The following is a 16792-nucleotide window of genomic DNA, read 5'->3' on the forward strand; positions in this document are numbered from 1 at the left end:
CTTTGCGCTGCTTCTCGTCTTTTCCGGTTCCGGCCGGCGATGTATCAAGGTTCTCGGGCAATCGCTCCCGAGATTTCAGATTAAAGGCAGCGCGCATCAGTCACCGCTTCCGGGCTCGTTCCGGTCGAGACGGTGAAGCCCGCTCCTGACAAGTAACAGCAGAAACAGGACAAGGAAACCGTCATGGCAAATTCCGCACAAGCTCGCAAGCGCGCCCGTCAGGCCGCCAAAGCCAACTCGCACAACTCGGCGCTGCGCTCGAAGTTCCGCACGGCCATCAAGGCTGTTCGCAAGGCTATCGAAGCCGGCGATCAGGCCAAGGCCGCCGAAGTGTTCAAGTCGTCGGTCAAGACGATGGACATCATCGCGGACAAGAAGATCATCCACAAGAACAAGGCCGCTCGTCACAAGAGCCGCCTGGCTGCAGCCGTCAAGGGCCTGCAAGCCCCCGCTGCCCAGTAATTCCGGCTCGCTTCAGGCGAGCGCTTTTGATCGCACGGTCGGGCGCTTGCCGAAGCAGCTTCCTGTTTCCGCTGCGCAGTAACGAAAAAGCCCGCTTCGGCGGGCTTTTTTGCGTCTGCGCTTCCTGTTTTACAGCGTCAGGACTGCTGTTGCGTCTGTGTACCGTGATGCGGCGGCAGCTCGCACGCTTCGGTCACGACGAGATCGTTATCTTTCGCGAAATTGAGCACGAAGTCGAATGCCATCGGTTCGATGTCGCGCAGGCGCGAATCGACGATCACGACCTTGATGTCGCCGATCATCGTCGGACGCACGTAGATGGAATATTGGAGGCGCGCGTTCGGCCCTTTCGCTTTGGGCCCGAAGCCCGACATCACGCCGCACAGACGCTCGGACCAATCGCTCGGCCGAAATTTCCTCCCGCTCTTGGTGATGCCTTGTATGAAGTATTCGGTAGGGGATGATTCAGCCATGTAGCAATACCTTTTGACGGCCGGTGACGCGCACCGGAACGCACATGCCTGACACGGGGAACCGCAAGGGCCGGCGCAGCGAAGGCGCCGGGGCGGTCTTGCGCGGGCCGATTCTGCGAGAACCGTCCGCGCCCGCGACAGAAATGGCGGACTCGACAGCACTGGGCAATCCACCGCGGAATCGGAACGCACGAAGTCACGCCGACCGGATTCTTGCGAACCCCTCGCCGCAGATGCGCGTGAAACGGTGCTGAATGTTGCAGAACTGTTGAAACGAGCGACCGTAATTATACAGCAGCGGTCTCCATTCCGCAGCGCACACGGACATCGGGCGCGTCCATTGGGGACATTCCGAAGCCGCTGGCCGGGCTCGCGCGCGCCCGATCGTGCTTTTGGCCAGCCTCGTCAAACATCGCAAAATCCTTTATGCTCAAATGCGATACCACTCACGACGGCGGCGCCGTCCGGCCCTGACGCTTCCAGCGCAGCGCGCCGGTTCGTAGCCGCCGCTTGCGTTTCATGACCGCCAAGAAAATTCGCCACTATCTTCAGTTCAAGGATTTTTCGCTCGACGACTACGAGTACGTGCTCGAACGCGCGCGCATCCTGAAGCGCAAGTTCAAGAACTACGAGACCTATCATCCGCTGCACGACCGCACGCTCGCGATGATCTTCGAGAAGAGCTCGACGCGCACGCGCCTCTCCTTCGAGGCGGGCATCTTTCAGCTCGGCGGCCACGCGGTGTTCATGAACACGCGCGACACGCAGCTCGGGCGCGGCGAGCCCATCGAGGATTCGGCGCAGGTCATCTCGCGCATGGTCGACATCATCATGATCCGCACGTTCGGCCAAGACATCATCCGGCGCTTTGCCGAAAGCTCGCGCGTGCCGGTCATCAACGGGCTGACGAACGAATATCACCCGTGCCAGGTGCTCGCGGACATCTTCACGTTCTACGAGCATCGCGGGCCGATTCACGGCAAGACCGTCGCGTGGGTCGGCGACGCGAACAACATGCTCTACACGTGGATCGAGGCCGCGCACATTCTCGGATTCAAGCTGCGCCTGTCTACGCCGCTGGGCTACAAGCTCGACCCCGCGCTGGTCGCCGAGGAAAGCAAGCCGTTCTACGAAGAGTTCGACGATCCGAACGAAGCCTGCGCGGGCGCGGATCTCGTCACCACGGACGTCTGGACCAGCATGGGCTTCGAGGCCGAGAACGAAGCGCGCATGAAAGCGTTCGCAGACTATTGCGTCGATGCCGAGATGATGGCGCGCGCCAATCCCGATGCGCTTTTCATGCACTGCCTGCCCGCGCATCGCGGCGAGGAAGTGAGCGCGGAGGTCATCGACGGTCCGCAGAGCGTGGTCTGGGACGAGGCGGAGAACCGTCTGCACGTCCAGAAGGCGCTGATGGAGTATCTCCTGCTCGGCAAGCTCAATCACTGAGCGAATACGAGCGAATCGGCACCGTGCACGAGCCGCGCATCCCAAATTTTCGGAAACGCGGCTTTTTAATGTCAAAATAGTGTCCTTTCCGCGCACTTCATGCCCGTCACGCGCCCGGCGGACGCGAAGCGGCGCACAACCGCCGCACCGGCTTTTCAGCACACAAGTTCATCATGAGCGACATCAAGAAAGTCGTGCTCGCCTATTCGGGCGGCCTCGACACCTCCGTCATCCTGAAGTGGTTGCAGGACAACTACGACGCCGAAGTCGTCACCTTCACGGCCGACATCGGGCAGGGCGAAGAACTGGAGCCCGCGCGCAAGAAGGCGCTCCAGCTCGGCATCAAGCAGGAAAACATCTTCATCGAAGACCTGCGTGAAGAGTTCGTCCGCGATTTCGTGTTCCCGATGTTCCGCGCGAACACCATCTATGAAGGCGAGTATCTGCTAGGCACGTCGATCGCGCGTCCGCTGATCGCGAAGCGCCAGATCGAGATCGCGCGAGCGTCCGGCGCGCAGGCCGTCTCGCACGGCGCGACTGGCAAGGGCAACGACCAGGTGCGCTTCGAGCTCGGCTATTACGCGCTCGAACCCGGCATCAAGGTGATCGCGCCGTGGCGCGAATGGGACCTGCTCTCGCGCGAAAAGCTGCTCGCGTACGCCGAGAAGGCTGGCATTCCGATCGAAATGAAGCACAAGCAAGGCGGCGCGCCCTACTCGATGGACGCGAACCTGCTGCACATTTCGTTCGAAGGCCGCCATCTTGAAGACCCGAAAGCCGAGGCCGAAGCCGAAATGTGGCGCTGGACCGTATCGCCGGAAGCGGCGCCGGATCAGCCGGAATACATCGATATCGAATATGAGCATGGCGACCCGGTCGCGCTGAACGGCAAGCGCCTGTCGCCGGCCGAGATGCTGACCGAGCTGAACCGCCTCGGCGGTAAGCACGGCATCGGCCGTCTGGATCTGGTCGAGAACCGCTATGTCGGCATGAAGTCGCGCGGCTGCTATGAAACGCCGGGCGGCACGATCATGCTGAAGGCGCACCGCGGCATCGAGTCGATCACGCTCGATCGCGAAGTGGCGCACCTGAAGGACGATCTGATGGCCCGCTACGCGTCGCTGATCTACAACGGCTACTGGTGGAGCCCGGAGCGCCGCGCGCTGCAAGTGCTGATCGACCACACGCAGGAAAAGGTCAACGGCTGGGTGCGCGTGAAGCTGTACAAGGGCAGCGTGTCGGTCGTCGCGCGCGATTCGAAGGAAACGCTGTTCGACAAGACCATCGCGACCTTCGACGACGACGGCGGCGCCTACAACCAGGCCGACGCCGGCGGCTTCATCAAGCTCAACGCGTTGCGCATGCGTATCGCGGAGAACGCACGCCGCACGCGCGGTTCGTAATTCGCGCTTCTGATTCCGCTGCGAGCGCAAAAAAACCCGCCGGACTTCGGTTCGGCGGGTTTTTGCTTTTTGCGGCCTGCGTTCGCGATCAATTCAGAGGCAGACCGGCTCCATCTCCAGTTCGACTTCAAAGCGCGCGAGCACGTCCCGCTTGATGGCCTCGGCCAGTTCGAGCACTTGGGCGCCCGTAGCGCCGCCGCGATTCACTAGCACGAGCGCCTGCCGGTCGTGCACCGCCGCGCCGCCGATGCCGCGCCCTTTCCAGCCGCATCGGTCGATGAGCCAGCCCGCCGCGAGCTTCACTTGCCCGTCCGTCTGCGGGTACGACACGACGCCGGGTTCGCGAGCCTTCAACGCCTCGAACGCCTGCGCGCTCACAACCGGATTCTTGAAGAAGCTGCCCGCGTTGCCGAGCACGGTCCAGTCGGGCAGCTTGGCGCGCCGCACGGCGACGACCGCGTCGAAAATCGCCTGCGCGTCGGGCGTGGCGGCGCCGTCGAGCGCGCGCGCGACATCGGCGTATTCGGCGCGCGGCGTCCACGCCTTCGGCAGCCTGAACACCACCGACGTGATCATGAAGCGCCCGCGCCCTGCCCGCTTGAAAAAGCTGTCGCGATAACCGAACGCGCATGCGGCGCGATCGAATTCCACGCGTTCGCCGGTTGCGAGTTCGACCGCGCTCAGGCGCTCGAAGCGCTCGCCCATTTCGAGCCCGTATGCGCCGATGTTCTGAATCGGGGCCGCGCCGACCGTGCCCGGAATCAGCGCGAGATTCTCCAGCCCCGGCATGCCGTGTGCGAGCGTCCAGGCGACGAAATCGTGCCAGTTCTCGCCCGCGCCGGCCTCGACGAGCCACGCGTCGCCGGTCTCGCCGATCACGCGCCTGGCCGACATGCCGACGATGAGCGCGACACCGTCGAAATCGCGCGTCAGCACGATATTGCTGCCGCCGCCGAGCACGAGCCGCGGCATGTTCGCAATGCGCGCATCGGACGGGAGCGCGACGGCCGCATCGACGGAATCGATGTGCATGGCGTAACGCGCACGCACGTCGAAACCGAACGTGTTGCGGGGAAGCAGCGAGAAATCAGTGAGAAGCTGAAGCGACATGAAGGAAGCGCGTCGGTAGAATGACGTCAGGTCCGTGATTATAGCGATTGCGCGAGCCGCGTCCGAGGCGCGCTCGCATCAATGAAGGAGAAAGACAGATGCCATCGTTTGACGTCGTCAGCGAAGCAAACATGATCGAAGTGAAGAACGCGATTGAACAATCGAACAAGGAAATTTCCACGCGCTTCGACTTCAAGGGTTCGGATTCACGCGTCGAGCAGAAGGAGCGCGAACTCACGCTCTACGCCGACGACGATTTCAAGCTCGGCCAGGTGAAGGACGTTCTACTGAACAAGATGGCCAAGCGCGGCGTCGACGTGCGCTTCCTCGACTACGGCAAGCAGGAGAAAATCGGCGGCGACAAGCTGAAGCAGGTCGTCACGGTGAAGAAAGGCGTGTCGGGCGATCTGGCGAAGAAGATCGTCAAGATCGTGAAGGACAGCAAGATCAAGGTGCAGGCGAGCATTCAGGGCGACGCGGTGCGCGTGCAGGGCGCGAAGCGTGACGATCTGCAGAGCGCCATCGCGCTCCTGAAGAAGGAAGTCACCGATACGCCACTCGACTTCAACAACTTCCGCGACTGATCCATCGTCGCCTGAGATGCTGAAAAGCCGTTCCGGCCAGCGCCGGAACGGCTTTTTGCATTATTCGACCGCCTTCTTCTTCTCGCCGATGCGGCTTTCCTTGCCTGCCAGCAACTTCGAGATATTCGCGCGATGCCGCCAGATGAGCAGAAGGCTCATCGCCAGCACGGCGAGCGAGATGCGGCTCGGTCCGAACAGGAACACCTGGAAGAACGGCGCGAACACGGCAGCGACGAGCGCTGCCAGGGACGAATAGCGGAAAAAGAACGCGATGATGATCCAGGTGAGCAGCGTCGCGAGACCGAGCGCCGGATGGATCGCGAGCAGCACGCCCGCTGCCGTCGCGACGCCCTTGCCGCCCTGGAACCGGAAGAAGACCGGATACAGATGCCCGAGGAACACGGCAATTGCCGCAAGCGCCGTGGCCGTGTTGACGCCGGCCTGATCCCAGCCGAAGCTCGCACCGTATTGCGCGACGATCCACACGGGCAGCCAGCCCTTGAACGCGTCGCCGATGAGCGTCAGGATCGCAGCCTTCTTGTTGCCGGTTCGCAGCACGTTGGTCGCGCCGGGATTGCCCGAGCCGTATGAACGCGGGTCGGCCAGGCCCATCGCGTGACTCACGACGACGGCGAATGAAATCGAGCCGATCAGATAGGACACGACGGCGACGATCAGAAAGATCATGGTGTTTTTTCAGTTATAGCGAGAGCGGAACGCATTCTAATCGACGCTCGCGCACTGCACGGGTTTTGCGTTCAGCAACTCGGTCAGCACCATCGGCTTCAGGCTCACGAGATATCCGCGCCGCCCGCCGTTCAGATAGATCAGGTCGAGATCGAGAATGCTCGATTCGACATACACCGGCATGGCTTTCTTCGTGCCGAACGGCGACGTCCCGCCCACGAGAAAACCCGAATGACGGTTCGCGACTTCCGGCCTGCACGGCTCGACGCGCTTCGCGCCCGTCTGCCGCGCGAGGTTCTTAGTCGACACGGTGCGATCGCCGTGCATGAGCACGATGAGCGGCTTCGCGTGCTCGTCTTCCATCACCAGCGTCTTGACGACGCTGTGCTCGTCCACGCCGAGCTGCCGCGCGGACTCCTCCGTGCCGCCGTGCTCGACGTAATCGTAGGGATGCTCGCCGAATTCGACTTTGTGGCGGCGCAGGAATTGCGTCGCGGGCGTTTCGGACACGTGTTTGATTTTCGACATGGACGCATTGTAGCGGCGCGTCCTTCGCCTCACCATCGGCCATTCGGCCGAGTGTGTAAGGGCGCGCCGCCGTGGCACGATCGTTCGCAACATCGCGCGTGGTTGCTGCGCGAGACCGCAGATCTCAAGCGCTAACCGCGCGGATGATGCTCGCGATGCAGCGTGTGCAAACGCTCGCGCGCGACGTGCGTGTAGATCTGCGTCGTCGAGATGTCCGAGTGGCCGAGCAGCAATTGCACGACGCGCAGGTCTGCGCCGTGATTGAGCAGATGCGTCGCGAACGCGTGGCGCAGCGTGTGCGGCGAGAGCGGCGCGTGCACGCCGCCGTTCATCGCATGGCGCTTGATGATGTTCCAGAACTGCTGGCGCGTCATGCCTTCGCCGCGCGTTGTGACGAAGAGCGCATCGGCGGAACGCGGACCGAGCAGCGCCGGGCGCGAATTGCGCAGATAGCGTTCGAGCCAGTCGTGCGCCGTCTCGCCGAACGGAATCAGGCGTTCTTTCGAGCCCTTGCCCATCACGCGCACGACGCCTTCATTCAGCCCGAGCTCGACTGTCTTCAGCGTGACCAGCTCCGTCACGCGCAAGCCGCTTGCGTACATCAGCTCGAGCATCGTGCGGTCGCGCAGGCCGAGCGGCGTTTCGATATCGGGCGCGCCGAGCAGCGCTTCGACTTGCGCCTCGTTGAGCGTCGACGGAAAGCGCGGCGGCTGCTTGGCGGAGCGCAGCTTGAGCGTCGGATCGGCGGTCGTGCGGTGCTCGCGCAAAGCCCACGCGTAGTAGCGTCGAAACACGGACAAGCGCCGGTTCGCGGATGTCGCCTTGTCGCCGCGGCGCGCGGCCATGTAGCCGTTCATGTCGGCTTCGCTGGCGGCGTCGAGCGGCGCGCCGCGCATCTTGCCGAGCCATTCGGCGAAGAGCTTCAGGTCGCGCCGGTACGCTTCGAGGGAATTCTTCGCGAGCCCGTGCTCCAGCCAGAGCGCGTCGCAAAAGAGATCGATGGAGTCGTGGCTCGCGGCGAGTCCCGGCGTTTCTATTTGTTCGGTCGTTGCGCTCGTCATGCGATCGATACACCTTCGTGCGCCAGCAGCCAGCGCTTCACGTTGCGATAAAAACCCTCGCCGGGATGATGCGCGAAGCCGCCGATCCCGCCCGATGCCACTACCCGGTGGCACGGTATCACGATCGGCAGCGGATTGGAGCCGCACGCCTGCCCGACCGCGCGCGGCACGCTGCCGATCGCGCGCGCGAGCTGGCCATAGGTCCACACGCTTCCCGGCGCGATGCCGCTGATACCCTGCCACACGCGCTGCTGAAACGCCGTGCCGTGGATCGCGAGCGGCAGATCGAAGCGCATCGACGGCGTCTCGAAGTATTCGCGGATCTGCGCGGCGGCCTCTATCGCCAACGGATTCTCCGGCTCGATGCCCGGCGTATCGCCCGGCAAGTACACGATCTCGCGCACGCACTGCTGGTCGGCGCGAATGCCGACCTTGCCGAACGGCGCGTCGATGACGGCATCGAATGCACTCATGTCTGACTCCGTTGCGCGAGCGCCCATTGCACATGCTCGCGAACCAGCGCGGACGCGTCGTCCACGCGCGCTTCCAGTGCCTCGACGATCGCCTCGCGTTCGCTCGCATCCAGCTCGGAAGAACGCAACGCATTGCCCATCGCCACCGCGATATTGCGCAGCCACCGCTCGTGCCCGATGCGGCGGATCGCGCTGCCCTGCATGCGCGTATCGAAATCCTCGGCGCTCCACGCGAACAGCTCGACGAGCGTCGCGCGATCGAGCCCGTGCCGCACATCGAAATCCGCGACGGGCGCGGCCTGCGCGAACTTGTTCCACGGACAGACGAGCTGACAATCGTCGCAGCCATACACACGATTGCCGATCAGCGGACGCATCTCCGCGGGAATGCTGCCATGCAGTTCGATCGTCAGATACGAGATGCAGCGCCGCGCATCGACACGATACGGCGCGACGATCGCGCCCGTCGGACACGCACCGATGCAGCGCGTGCACTGGCCGCAATGCGCGCCTTCGTGCTCGGGATGCGGATCGACGGGCAGCGGCACATCGACGAATATTTCGCCGAGGAAGAAGAGCGAACCGGCGTCGCGATCGAGCAGCAAGGTGTGCTTGCCGCGCCAGCCGTTGCCCGCTTTCTGCGCGAGCGCGACTTCGAGAACGGGCGCGGAATCCGTGAAGGCGCGATGCCCGAACGGCCCGATTGCCTTCTCGATGCGCTCGGCCAGTTGCTGCAGACGATTGCGCATGACCTTGTGATAATCGCGACCGCGCGCGTAGATCGAGACCAGCGCCTGCTCCGGCTTCGCGAGCCGCTTCCATTCGATCGCGCGCCAGTCGTTCTTCTGACCATCGGCTGTCGCGACACTTTCATCGCCCTTTTTCGCGAGCGTCGCGGCGGGCAGATAGGCCATGCGCGCGGTGATGACGCGTCGCGTTCCGGCCACAAGCTCGGCCGGTCTTGCGCGTTTCATCCCATGTTTCGCCATATAATCCATTTCGCCGTGATAGCCTGCTTCGAGCCAGTCAGTCAGGCCTTTCTCGGCATCCGTCAGGTCGATATCGCTGATGCCGACCGCACCGAACCCCAGTTCGCGCCCCCACACCTTGATGCGTTGCGCGAGTTCCGCCAGCGCGTTTTCATCGAGTTCGATGACGCGAGACTCTGAGACGGACTCAGCGGCGGCGTCGCTGGACGCGGTCGTGATTTCAACGGAATGTTCCGGCAATCGGTTCATCACGACATTTTACGAGCAATGCCCGAAAGCCCCGCACGAACGACGCAAGACTTAACCCCCGCGCTTCTCGAACGCCGCTTCGACCTGCGCGACGAAGCCGCGACGCTCGCCTTCGGAAAACGCTTCGCGCTTGCCATCGACGCAACCCGGAAACACGCTTCATCTGAACGATTTCACGGTCTGCAAGTCCAGTTGATCGGAGATCTGGGCGCGGGCAAGACCACGCTCGTGCGCGCTACGCTGCGCGCGCTCGGCCACGAAGGCCGCGTGAAGAGTCCGACTTACACGCTCGTCGAGCCGTACTCGCTCGTCATCGAAAGCGGTCCGCTCGACGTTTACCATTTCGATCTCTATCGCTTCGCCGATCCGGCCGAATGGGCCGATGCCGGCTTCCGCGAATACTTCGATGCGGGCGCGGTGTGCCTCGTCGAGTGGCCGCAACAGGCGGGCGGCCTGCTCGGCGTGCCCGACCTCGTGTTCCAGCTATCGCTGCCGAACGAGCACGGCTCGCCAGGCGATTCGAACGAAGAAGAAGGCCGCGTCCTGACCGCGCGGGCGTTCAGCGAAACAGGAAAGTCATGTCTCGAAAGATGTTGATCAAGCCATTTGCGTCGATTGAAGCGGGCGCCACCGCGCCGCACAACTGGCGCCGCCGCCAGGTGTTGCGCGCCGGCGCTTCGACGCTCGTGCTCGCGCTCGCCGGACCGAAGCTCGCATATGCGGGCAGCGTGCTCGGCGTGCGCGTGTGGCCCGCACGCGATTACACCCGCGTGACGATCGAATCGGATCAGCCGCTTCAGAACAGCAACCAGATGCTGCAGGGACCGGACCGCCTCGTCGTCGATCTCTCCGGCATCGACCTCGATCAGGCGCTGCGGGAGCTCGTCTCGAAGATCGCGCCGAACGACCCGCAGATTCAGGCGGTGCGCATCGGGCAATATCAGCCGCACGTCGTGCGGATGGTTTTCGACCTGAAGGGCTCGGTGAAGCCGCAGGTGTTCACGCTGGGGCCCATCGGCAGCTACAAGTACCGGCTCGTGTTCGACCTGTACCCGGCCGTCGCACCCGATCCGCTGATGGAGCTGCTCGCGCAGACCGAGCGCAAGCAGGAAGCGCTCGACCGCGCGAATCCGAATCCGTCCGCGCCACCGCCCGCGACGCTTTCCGGTCCGACGACCGCGCAAAAGCCGACGACCCCCGATTCCACCGACGAGTTCTTTCAGAAGTACGCGCAGAACGATGCGCCGGTCCAAGTGGCACCGTCAGCGCCGTCCGCACCCGTTGCAAAGCCCGCCGCGAAGCCGCACGTCCCGCCCGCGCCGCCGGTCATCGCGAAGAAGGATGACGACGACCAGTACACCTTCTCCACGCCCAAGCAAGCCGGCACGACGCGCCTGCTCACCGTCGCGATCGATCCGGGTCACGGCGGCGAAGATCCGGGCGCGATCGGCGGCCAGGGCACGTACGAGAAGCACGTCGCGCTCGACATCGCAAAGAAGCTGCGCGCGAAGATCGACGCCCAGCCGAACATGCGCGCGATGATGACGCGCGACGCCGATTTCTTCGTGCCGCTCAACGTGCGCGTGCAGAAGGCGCAGCGCGTCTCGGCGGACCTGTTCGTGTCGATTCACGCGGATGCGTTCACCTCGCCCGATGCGCGCGGCTCGTCGGTGTTCGCCCTGTCGGAGCATGGCGCGTCGAGCGCGGCCGCGCGCTGGATGGCGGCCAAGGAGAACTCGTCGGATCAGGTCGGCGGCATCAACGTGAAGTCGCAGGACGCGAGCGTGAATCGCGCGCTCTTCGACATGTCGACGACCGCGCAGATCCGCGATTCGATGCGCTACGGCAGCTTCGTGCTGAATGAGATCGGCGGCATCAACAAGCTGCACAAGGGCTCGGTCGAGCAGGCGGGCTTCGCCGTGCTGAAGGCGCCGGACATTCCGTCGATCCTGGTGGAGACCGCGTTCATCAGCAACCCGGAAGAGGAAGCGCGCCTGAACGACGACGCCTATCGCGACAAGATGGCCAACGCGATCATGAAGGGCATCAAGCGCTACTTCGCGGCGAACCCACCGCTCGCGAAGAGCCGCATGACGTAAGAACGCGGACGCGAACGTTCAGCGCGCCGTAGGCAGGATGTGCCGCACGAGCCGTCCGCCGAACACGTTGACCACGAGTCCCGCCATCACGAGCGCCGCGCCCGCCACTTGCGCGGCGCTCAGTCCCTCGCCGAGAAACGCCGCCGCCGACGCGAGCCCGATCACCGGGACGAGCAGCGAAAACGGCGCGACGCTCCCCGCCGGATAGCGCGCGAGCAACTTCCCCCACAAGCTGTAACCGACGATCGTCGCGACGAACGAGAGGTACAGAATCGCGAACACCGACACGAGCGGAATGTGCGCGAGACTCGCTTCGATGCGCGCCGGGCCTTCGAAGATCAGCGACAGCGCAAGGAACGGCAGCGGCGGAATCAGGCTGCCCCACACGACGAGCGAAAGCAGATCGACCTTGCCCATGCGCTTCGTCACGACATTGCCGAGCGCCCACATCGCGGAGGCCGCGAGCGTGAAGAGAAAACCGGTGATGGTCATCGCCTGGCCGCCGCGCACGCCGATCAGCGCGAGTCCCGCCGCCGCGATCACGAGCCCGGCGACATTCGCCGCGCGGATGCGCTCGCCGAGGATCATCGCAGCGAAGACGAGCGTGAAGAACGCCTGCGCCTGCAGCACGAGCGACGCAAGCCCGGCCGGCATGCCGACATACATGCCGTAGAAGAGCAGCGCGAACTGCCCGAGGGAAATGGTGAGGCCGTAGGCGAACAGCCAGCGCATCGGGATCTGCGGGCGCTTGACGAAAATGGCCGGCAGCGCGGCGAGCGCGAAGCGCAGCGCGCCGAGCAGCATCGGCGGGACGCCATGCAGCCCCAGCTTGATGACGACGAAATTCACGCCCCACGCGAAAATGACCACGGTTGCGATCAGCAAGTCCTTTGGCGACATCGCCCTTCCCCTTCTTTCGTGCACGTTGTTGGCGAGTCGGAAAGTGTAGCGGAGGGCGATGCGGCAGGCTTGTCAAATGCTACGCCACACGAATGCGCCACATGAGCACGACGCAAAAAAAAGCGCCCGCGCCGTTCGGACGGCGCGAGCGCGTCTTGCCGGAAAACCGGCGCGCTTACTTGCTCTGTCCCGATTCAGCCGCCGGGTTGTTGCCCGTTTCCGCGTCCGGCGTCTTCTTGCCCGCTGAAGGATGCGCCGTGTGCTTGTGCGTCTTGTGCTTCTTGGTCGTCGTGGTACCTGCCGAATTGTCCGAGGTCGCCGCCGCGGTATCGTTGCCCATCGCCGCCGACGAGTTGCCCGACGAAGTTTGCGCGAGCGCGCCCGTCGCGGCGGTGGCGATGAAAAGGCCGGCGGTGATGGCGATCAACAGCGTGTTCTTGCTCATTTTTCAAACTCCTATCAAGGTTGCGAAAGTTGCGCGAAGCGCCGCGCATGACAACGCGCGCGGCGACGTAAAAAACGAGGGCCGGGGCGGCGGGCGGTCTGCGGCGCGCGGCATCGGCCGGTAGAATCGACAGATCCACGCGCGCCATTCCGGCGCCCGATCATCCCTACGGAACCCGCCATGCCCTCGACGATCCGCGACCTCCTCAAGCCTCACCAACATGACGTCGGCGGCCTCATGGTGCGGCGGGTGTTACCCGCACTCGCGGCGCGCACCGTCGGACCCTTCATTTTTTTCGACCACATCGGTCCCGCAACGCTCGTGCCCGGCAAGGGGCTCGACGTGCGCCCGCATCCGCATATCGGGCTCGCGACGGTCACTTATCTGTTCGAAGGCGCGATCATGCATCGCGACAGCGTCGGCTCGGTGCAGAAGATCGTTCCCGGCGACGTCAACTGGATGACCGCGGGCCGCGGCATCGTCCATTCGGAGCGCACGCCCGATGAAGAGCGCGCCTCCGGCCAGGCGATGCACGGCATCCAGACCTGGGTTGCGCTGCCGGTGGCGAGCGAGGAGACCGAGCCGGCGTTCGAGCATCACGCGGCAGCCGCCTTGCCGCAGATCGAGCGCGGCGGCGTGACCTTGCGCGTGATCGCGGGCACGGCATTCGGAGCCAAGGCGCCGACGCGCACGTTCTCGCCCACGCTCTATGTCGCCGCGCAGTTCGCGGCCGGCAGCGGGATCACGCTCGACACCGAGCACGAGCAACGCGGCGTCTACCTCGTGAGCGGCGATCTGACCATCGACGGCGAGCCCTTGCCCGAACAGCAGATGGCCGTGCTCACGCCGGGCGCGGACGTGAAGCTGCAAAGCGCGAACGGCGCCGTCGCGATGCTGCTCGGCGGCGCGCCGCTCGATGGTCCGCGCTTCATCGAATGGAACTTCGTGTCGAGTTCGCGCGAGAAGATCGATGCCGCGAAGACCGCGTGGAGCGAGCAGCGCATGGGACACGTGCCCGGCGAGACGGAGTTCATTCCGCTGCCGCCGCCGCGTCGCGAGAATCGCACGCCCGAGGCATGAAGCGTGCGTCCGCGCTTGAGAGTTGCGCGGATCGCCCCTATCTGGTTGAGATAGACCACAAGCATTAGGAGAAAACGCATGGATACGACCCTCGCCACTTTCGAGAACGACGTGATCAACGCGTCGATGCTCGCGCCCGTTCTGGTCGATTTCTGGGCGCCCTGGTGCGGCCCCTGCAAGACGCTCGGCCCGATGCTCGAAAAGCTCGAAGACGAAGCAGCGGGCAAGTGGAAGCTCGTGAAGGTGAACGTCGACGAAAATCAGGAGCTCGCCGCTCATTTCCAGGTGCGCAGCATTCCGCACGTGATTGCATTCGCGGATGGCCGTCCCGTCGATCAGTTCGTCGGCGTGCTGCCGGAAGGCGAGTTGCGCGCATTTCTGGATCGCCTCGTGCCCGATGGCGCCGATGCCGAGCGCCAGGCCGCGCAGAACGCGTGGGCCGCGGGCCACCGCAAGCAGGCGATCGACACGATCAAGGCCGCGCTCGCGCTCGATCCGGGCTATGACGACGCGCGCCTCGATCTGATCGAGTGGCTGATCGCGGAGCGCCGCATCGACGAGGCGAAGGAAGAGGACAAGCTGCTTTCGCCGAAGACGACGCAAGGTATCGACGCGCGCTACAACGCGTTGAAAACGGAGCTGGACGCTGCCGATGCCGCAGCGGATCTGCCGCCCGCCGATGACTTGATCGGCGCGGTGAACGCGAACCCCGAGGATCTCGACGCGCGCTTCGCGCTCGCCAATCGCTTGATCGCGGGGCGCGATTACGCGGGCGCGCTGGAGCATCTGCTCGCGATCGTCGTGCGCGACCGCGCCTTCATGGACGATGTCGGCCGCAAGACGATGCTTTCCGTCTTCGACCTCGCCGCGAATCAGCCCGATCTCGTGTCGCAATGGCGGCGCAAGCTGAGCGCGGCACTCAACTGATCGGTAAGCGTGATGGAGAAACGGCCAGCTCTCGAAGCTGGCCGTTTTCGTTTTATGCCGCGCGTTTCGCCAGTTCGCGCAAGACATGCGCGGCCGCCGCGAAGCCGAAGCTCGCCGTCACGCACACGCTCGATCCGAAACCCGCGCAATTGAGCCCGACCGGCCCGGCATAGCCCGCGCCGGTTTCGAGGTGTTCCGCGCCTTCGCTGATATCGCATGCGGGCGCTTCCGGATAGATGAGCGGCTCGTCCGAATACACCGCGCTCACCTTGAAGCGCGCCTTCGGCCCGCGCGGAAAGCCATGCAGCTTGCGCAACTGGCCGCGCACCTTCGACAACAGCGGGTCCTGAATCGTGAGCGCGAGATCGTCGATACGGATGCGCGTTGGATCCAGTTGCCCGCCCGCCCCGCCCACGGTGATGAGCGCCTGCTTGCGCGCCACGCACCACGCGATGAGCGCGGTTTTCGTACGCACGCTGTCGATTGCGTCGACCACATAATCGAAACCGACGCCAAGCGTCGCGTCGAAATTGCCGGGCTCGACGAAGTCCTCGATCTGCCGCACATCGCACGCGGGATCGATCAGCCTGATGCGCTCGGCCATGGCCGCGACCTTCGCCTTGCCGTAGTTGCCGTCGAGCGCGTGGATCTGCCGGTTCGTGTTGCTTTCGGCGACGTTATCGAGATCGATCAGCGTCAGCTTGCCGACAGCGCTTCTCGCGAGCGCTTCAGCGACCCACGAGCCCACGCCGCCGATGCCGATTACCGCGACATGCGCCCTCTCGAAAGCAGCGAGCGCGGGTGCACCATACAGGCGCGCGATGCCGCCGAAGCGGCGCTCGCGGTCGGCGTCATCGACGGAAGGCGTTGCGGCGGTTTCGGATGAAGCGTTCATGTCGTGCGTGGATGAAGTCGGGATCGTTCAAGCCGATCCGTTGAAAGCGAGTCCGTTGAAAGCTAATCAAAAGCCACGAAAAACGCAGCGTCGTTGTGCGGCGTCAATCATCGCTTACGGACGGCTGTCGGGTTTGCAAACTTGGGTGTCCGATCATGCAAAATGCGATCGAATTGCGTATTCTGCCTTATCGAAACCCCGAATGTGATAGTCGCGCGCGTCATGTCCAGTCAGCGCACAGACGTCCGCCGGCAATCAGGGCAAGATCGTTTCACCTTGGCTATACTGACGCGACTGTAGCGCACGCATAAAAATGACGACCTTAGCAGACCTTCGCAGAAACTATTCGCGCGGTGCGCTCGATACCGCCGATGTCAATCCGAACCCGGTGCGCCAATTCGAAGCGTGGTTCGCCCAGGCGCTCGATGCGAAGCTGCCCGAACCGAATGCCATGACCCTTGCGACCGTTGACGCGCAAGGCCGCCCGTCCGCGCGCATCGTGCTCATCAAGGGCGTCGACGAGCGCGGGTTCGTCTTCTTCACCAATTACGAAAGCCGCAAGGGCCGCGAACTCGCCGTCAATCCCGCGGCGAGCCTGCTGTTTCACTGGATCGAGCTCGAGCGCCAGGTGCGCATCGAGGGCCGCGTCGAAAAGACGAGCGATGAGGAGAGCGACGCATATTACGCATCGCGACCGCTCGGCTCGCGCATCGGCGCGTGGGCTTCGGATCAGAGTCAGCCGCTCGAAAGCCGCGAGGCGCTGGAAGCGCGCGAACGCGAGATGGTCGCGAAGTATGGCGACGCGCCGCCGCGCCCGCCGCACTGGGGCGGATATCGCCTCGTGCCCGATACCGTCGAGTTCTGGCAGGGACGCCCCTCGCGGCTGCACGACCGCATCGTCTATACGCGTGACAGCGCGGGCGATCCGTGGCGCATCGCGAGGCTCGCGCCGTAAGCGGATCGAGCGCGCATCACGCC

19 protein-coding genes are annotated in these 16792 nt (G+C 64.2%); 9 read left to right on the forward strand and 10 right to left on the reverse strand.

Features of this window, described 5'->3' with window-relative positions; genetic code table 11:
- The first annotated feature begins 183 nt into the window (after window positions 1-183).
- Window positions 184-462 carry a 30S ribosomal protein S20 gene (gene rpsT, locus AC1Z32_RS25200; RefSeq protein ID WP_483481464.1) on the forward strand — a complete coding sequence of 93 codons (279 nt, stop codon included), beginning with the start codon at window positions 184-186 and terminating at the stop codon, window positions 460-462.
- A 137-nt stretch (window positions 463-599) separates the two neighbouring features.
- On the opposite strand, the gene AC1Z32_RS25205 is transcribed toward rpsT, so the two are convergent.
- Entirely contained in the window at window positions 600-935 is a 336-nt protein-coding gene (locus AC1Z32_RS25205; protein WP_483481465.1) for a DUF3579 domain-containing protein, read from the reverse strand.
- Window positions 936-1454: 519 nt separating this feature from the next.
- Here AC1Z32_RS25205 and argF point away from each other — a divergent pair.
- Together argF and AC1Z32_RS25215 are read left to right on the forward strand one after the other, a co-directional pair.
- Window positions 1455-2384 (forward strand): ornithine carbamoyltransferase, encoded by a 930-nt coding sequence (gene argF / locus AC1Z32_RS25210; RefSeq protein ID WP_483481466.1) that lies wholly within the window; start codon window positions 1455-1457, stop codon window positions 2382-2384.
- A 173-nt stretch (window positions 2385-2557) separates the two neighbouring features.
- Window positions 2558-3787: an argininosuccinate synthase gene (locus tag AC1Z32_RS25215; RefSeq protein ID WP_483481467.1), complete on the forward strand. Its 1230-nt coding sequence runs from the start codon at window positions 2558-2560 to the stop codon at window positions 3785-3787.
- Window positions 3788-3880: 93 nt separating this feature from the next.
- Here AC1Z32_RS25215 and murB read toward each other — a convergent pair whose 3' ends face one another.
- A complete protein-coding gene (murB, locus tag AC1Z32_RS25220; protein WP_483481468.1) occupies window positions 3881-4897 on the reverse strand; it encodes a UDP-N-acetylmuramate dehydrogenase in 1017 nt (338 codons plus the stop codon).
- A 98-nt stretch (window positions 4898-4995) separates the two neighbouring features.
- On the opposite strand from murB, the gene AC1Z32_RS25225 reads away from it, so the two are divergent.
- On the forward strand, window positions 4996-5481 hold the full coding sequence (locus AC1Z32_RS25225; protein WP_008342740.1) for a YajQ family cyclic di-GMP-binding protein: 486 nt from the start codon (window positions 4996-4998) through the stop codon (window positions 5479-5481).
- A gap of 60 nt (window positions 5482-5541) precedes the next feature.
- Here AC1Z32_RS25225 and plsY read toward each other — a convergent pair whose 3' ends face one another.
- The 5 genes from plsY to queG form a co-directional block, all read right to left on the reverse strand.
- On the reverse strand, window positions 5542-6168 hold the full coding sequence (gene plsY / locus AC1Z32_RS25230; protein WP_483481469.1) for a glycerol-3-phosphate 1-O-acyltransferase PlsY: 627 nt from the start codon (window positions 6166-6168) through the stop codon (window positions 5542-5544).
- A 36-nt stretch (window positions 6169-6204) separates the two neighbouring features.
- On the reverse strand, window positions 6205-6696 hold the full coding sequence (ybaK, locus tag AC1Z32_RS25235) for a Cys-tRNA(Pro) deacylase (RefSeq protein WP_483481470.1): 492 nt from the start codon (window positions 6694-6696) through the stop codon (window positions 6205-6207).
- 131 nt (window positions 6697-6827) lie between these two features.
- Window positions 6828-7757 (reverse strand): site-specific tyrosine recombinase XerD, encoded by a 930-nt coding sequence (gene xerD / locus AC1Z32_RS25240; protein ID WP_483481471.1) that lies wholly within the window; start codon window positions 7755-7757, stop codon window positions 6828-6830.
- Window positions 7754-8230 carry a methylated-DNA--[protein]-cysteine S-methyltransferase gene (locus AC1Z32_RS25245; protein ID WP_483481472.1) on the reverse strand — a complete coding sequence of 159 codons (477 nt, stop codon included), beginning with the start codon at window positions 8228-8230 and terminating at the stop codon, window positions 7754-7756. Before AC1Z32_RS25245 ends, xerD begins: the two co-directional genes overlap by 4 nt.
- Window positions 8227-9468: a tRNA epoxyqueuosine(34) reductase QueG gene (queG, locus tag AC1Z32_RS25250; protein ID WP_483481473.1), complete on the reverse strand. Its 1242-nt coding sequence runs from the start codon at window positions 9466-9468 to the stop codon at window positions 8227-8229. Before queG ends, AC1Z32_RS25245 begins: the two co-directional genes overlap by 4 nt.
- Window positions 9469-9486: 18 nt before the next feature.
- Here queG and tsaE point away from each other — a divergent pair, with 18 nt between their 5' ends.
- Together tsaE and AC1Z32_RS25260 are read left to right on the forward strand one after the other, a co-directional pair.
- Entirely contained in the window at window positions 9487-10065 is a 579-nt protein-coding gene (gene tsaE, locus AC1Z32_RS25255) for a tRNA (adenosine(37)-N6)-threonylcarbamoyltransferase complex ATPase subunit type 1 TsaE (RefSeq protein WP_483481474.1), read from the forward strand.
- Entirely contained in the window at window positions 10047-11567 is a 1521-nt protein-coding gene (locus AC1Z32_RS25260; protein WP_483481475.1) for an N-acetylmuramoyl-L-alanine amidase, read from the forward strand. Before tsaE ends, AC1Z32_RS25260 begins: the two co-directional genes overlap by 19 nt.
- Before the next feature lie 18 nt (window positions 11568-11585).
- Here AC1Z32_RS25260 and AC1Z32_RS25265 read toward each other — a convergent pair whose 3' ends face one another.
- Together AC1Z32_RS25265 and AC1Z32_RS25270 are read right to left on the reverse strand one after the other, a co-directional pair.
- The gene (locus AC1Z32_RS25265; protein ID WP_483481476.1) at window positions 11586-12467 is read right to left on the reverse strand and encodes an EamA family transporter; all 882 of its coding nucleotides are present in this window, start codon (window positions 12465-12467) and stop codon (window positions 11586-11588) included.
- Window positions 12468-12642: 175 nt separating this feature from the next.
- Entirely contained in the window at window positions 12643-12912 is a 270-nt protein-coding gene (locus AC1Z32_RS25270) for a hypothetical protein (RefSeq protein WP_483481477.1), read from the reverse strand.
- A 180-nt stretch (window positions 12913-13092) separates the two neighbouring features.
- Here AC1Z32_RS25270 and AC1Z32_RS25275 point away from each other — a divergent pair, with 180 nt between their 5' ends.
- Complete coding sequence (locus tag AC1Z32_RS25275; RefSeq protein WP_483481478.1) at window positions 13093-13992, forward strand: pirin family protein; 900 nt, start codon at window positions 13093-13095, stop codon at window positions 13990-13992.
- Between the two features lie 78 nt (window positions 13993-14070).
- Window positions 14071-14919: a thioredoxin gene (gene trxA / locus AC1Z32_RS25280; protein WP_483481479.1), complete on the forward strand. Its 849-nt coding sequence runs from the start codon at window positions 14071-14073 to the stop codon at window positions 14917-14919.
- A 52-nt stretch (window positions 14920-14971) separates the two neighbouring features.
- On the opposite strand, the gene AC1Z32_RS25285 is transcribed toward trxA, so the two are convergent.
- On the reverse strand, window positions 14972-15814 hold the full coding sequence (locus AC1Z32_RS25285) for a tRNA threonylcarbamoyladenosine dehydratase (protein ID WP_483481480.1): 843 nt from the start codon (window positions 15812-15814) through the stop codon (window positions 14972-14974).
- A gap of 313 nt (window positions 15815-16127) precedes the next feature.
- Here AC1Z32_RS25285 and pdxH point away from each other — a divergent pair, with 313 nt between their 5' ends.
- Complete coding sequence (gene pdxH / locus AC1Z32_RS25290) at window positions 16128-16769, forward strand: pyridoxamine 5'-phosphate oxidase (protein WP_483481481.1); 642 nt, start codon at window positions 16128-16130, stop codon at window positions 16767-16769.
- The last annotated feature ends 23 nt before the right edge of the window (window positions 16770-16792 follow it).

This window comes from Caballeronia sp. 11_S32 (genome assembly GCF_056930355.1).

Bases quoted from the DNA above. Each gene is read 5' to 3' on its own strand.
- rpsT (WP_483481464.1), top strand. From the start codon at position 184: ATGGCAAATTCCGCACAAGCTCGCAAGCGCGCCCGTCAGGCCGCCAAA.
- AC1Z32_RS25205 (WP_483481465.1), bottom strand. From the start codon at position 935: ATGGCTGAATCATCCCCTACCGAATACTTCATACAAGGCATCACCAAG.
- argF (WP_483481466.1), top strand. From the start codon at position 1,455: ATGACCGCCAAGAAAATTCGCCACTATCTTCAGTTCAAGGATTTTTCG.
- AC1Z32_RS25215 (WP_483481467.1), top strand. From the start codon at position 2,558: ATGAGCGACATCAAGAAAGTCGTGCTCGCCTATTCGGGCGGCCTCGAC.
- murB (WP_483481468.1), bottom strand. From the start codon at position 4,897: ATGTCGCTTCAGCTTCTCACTGATTTCTCGCTGCTTCCCCGCAACACG.
- AC1Z32_RS25225 (WP_008342740.1), top strand. From the start codon at position 4,996: ATGCCATCGTTTGACGTCGTCAGCGAAGCAAACATGATCGAAGTGAAG.
- plsY (WP_483481469.1), bottom strand. From the start codon at position 6,168: ATGATCTTTCTGATCGTCGCCGTCGTGTCCTATCTGATCGGCTCGATT.
- ybaK (WP_483481470.1), bottom strand. From the start codon at position 6,696: ATGTCGAAAATCAAACACGTGTCCGAAACGCCCGCGACGCAATTCCTG.
- xerD (WP_483481471.1), bottom strand. From the start codon at position 7,757: ATGACGAGCGCAACGACCGAACAAATAGAAACGCCGGGACTCGCCGCG.
- AC1Z32_RS25245 (WP_483481472.1), bottom strand. From the start codon at position 8,230: ATGAGTGCATTCGATGCCGTCATCGACGCGCCGTTCGGCAAGGTCGGC.
- queG (WP_483481473.1), bottom strand. From the start codon at position 9,468: ATGAACCGATTGCCGGAACATTCCGTTGAAATCACGACCGCGTCCAGC.
- tsaE (WP_483481474.1), top strand. From the start codon at position 9,487: ATGCCCGAAAGCCCCGCACGAACGACGCAAGACTTAACCCCCGCGCTT.
- AC1Z32_RS25260 (WP_483481475.1), top strand. From the start codon at position 10,047: ATGTCTCGAAAGATGTTGATCAAGCCATTTGCGTCGATTGAAGCGGGC.
- AC1Z32_RS25265 (WP_483481476.1), bottom strand. From the start codon at position 12,467: ATGTCGCCAAAGGACTTGCTGATCGCAACCGTGGTCATTTTCGCGTGG.
- AC1Z32_RS25270 (WP_483481477.1), bottom strand. From the start codon at position 12,912: ATGAGCAAGAACACGCTGTTGATCGCCATCACCGCCGGCCTTTTCATC.
- AC1Z32_RS25275 (WP_483481478.1), top strand. From the start codon at position 13,093: ATGCCCTCGACGATCCGCGACCTCCTCAAGCCTCACCAACATGACGTC.
- trxA (WP_483481479.1), top strand. From the start codon at position 14,071: ATGGATACGACCCTCGCCACTTTCGAGAACGACGTGATCAACGCGTCG.
- AC1Z32_RS25285 (WP_483481480.1), bottom strand. From the start codon at position 15,814: ATGAACGCTTCATCCGAAACCGCCGCAACGCCTTCCGTCGATGACGCC.
- pdxH (WP_483481481.1), top strand. From the start codon at position 16,128: ATGACGACCTTAGCAGACCTTCGCAGAAACTATTCGCGCGGTGCGCTC.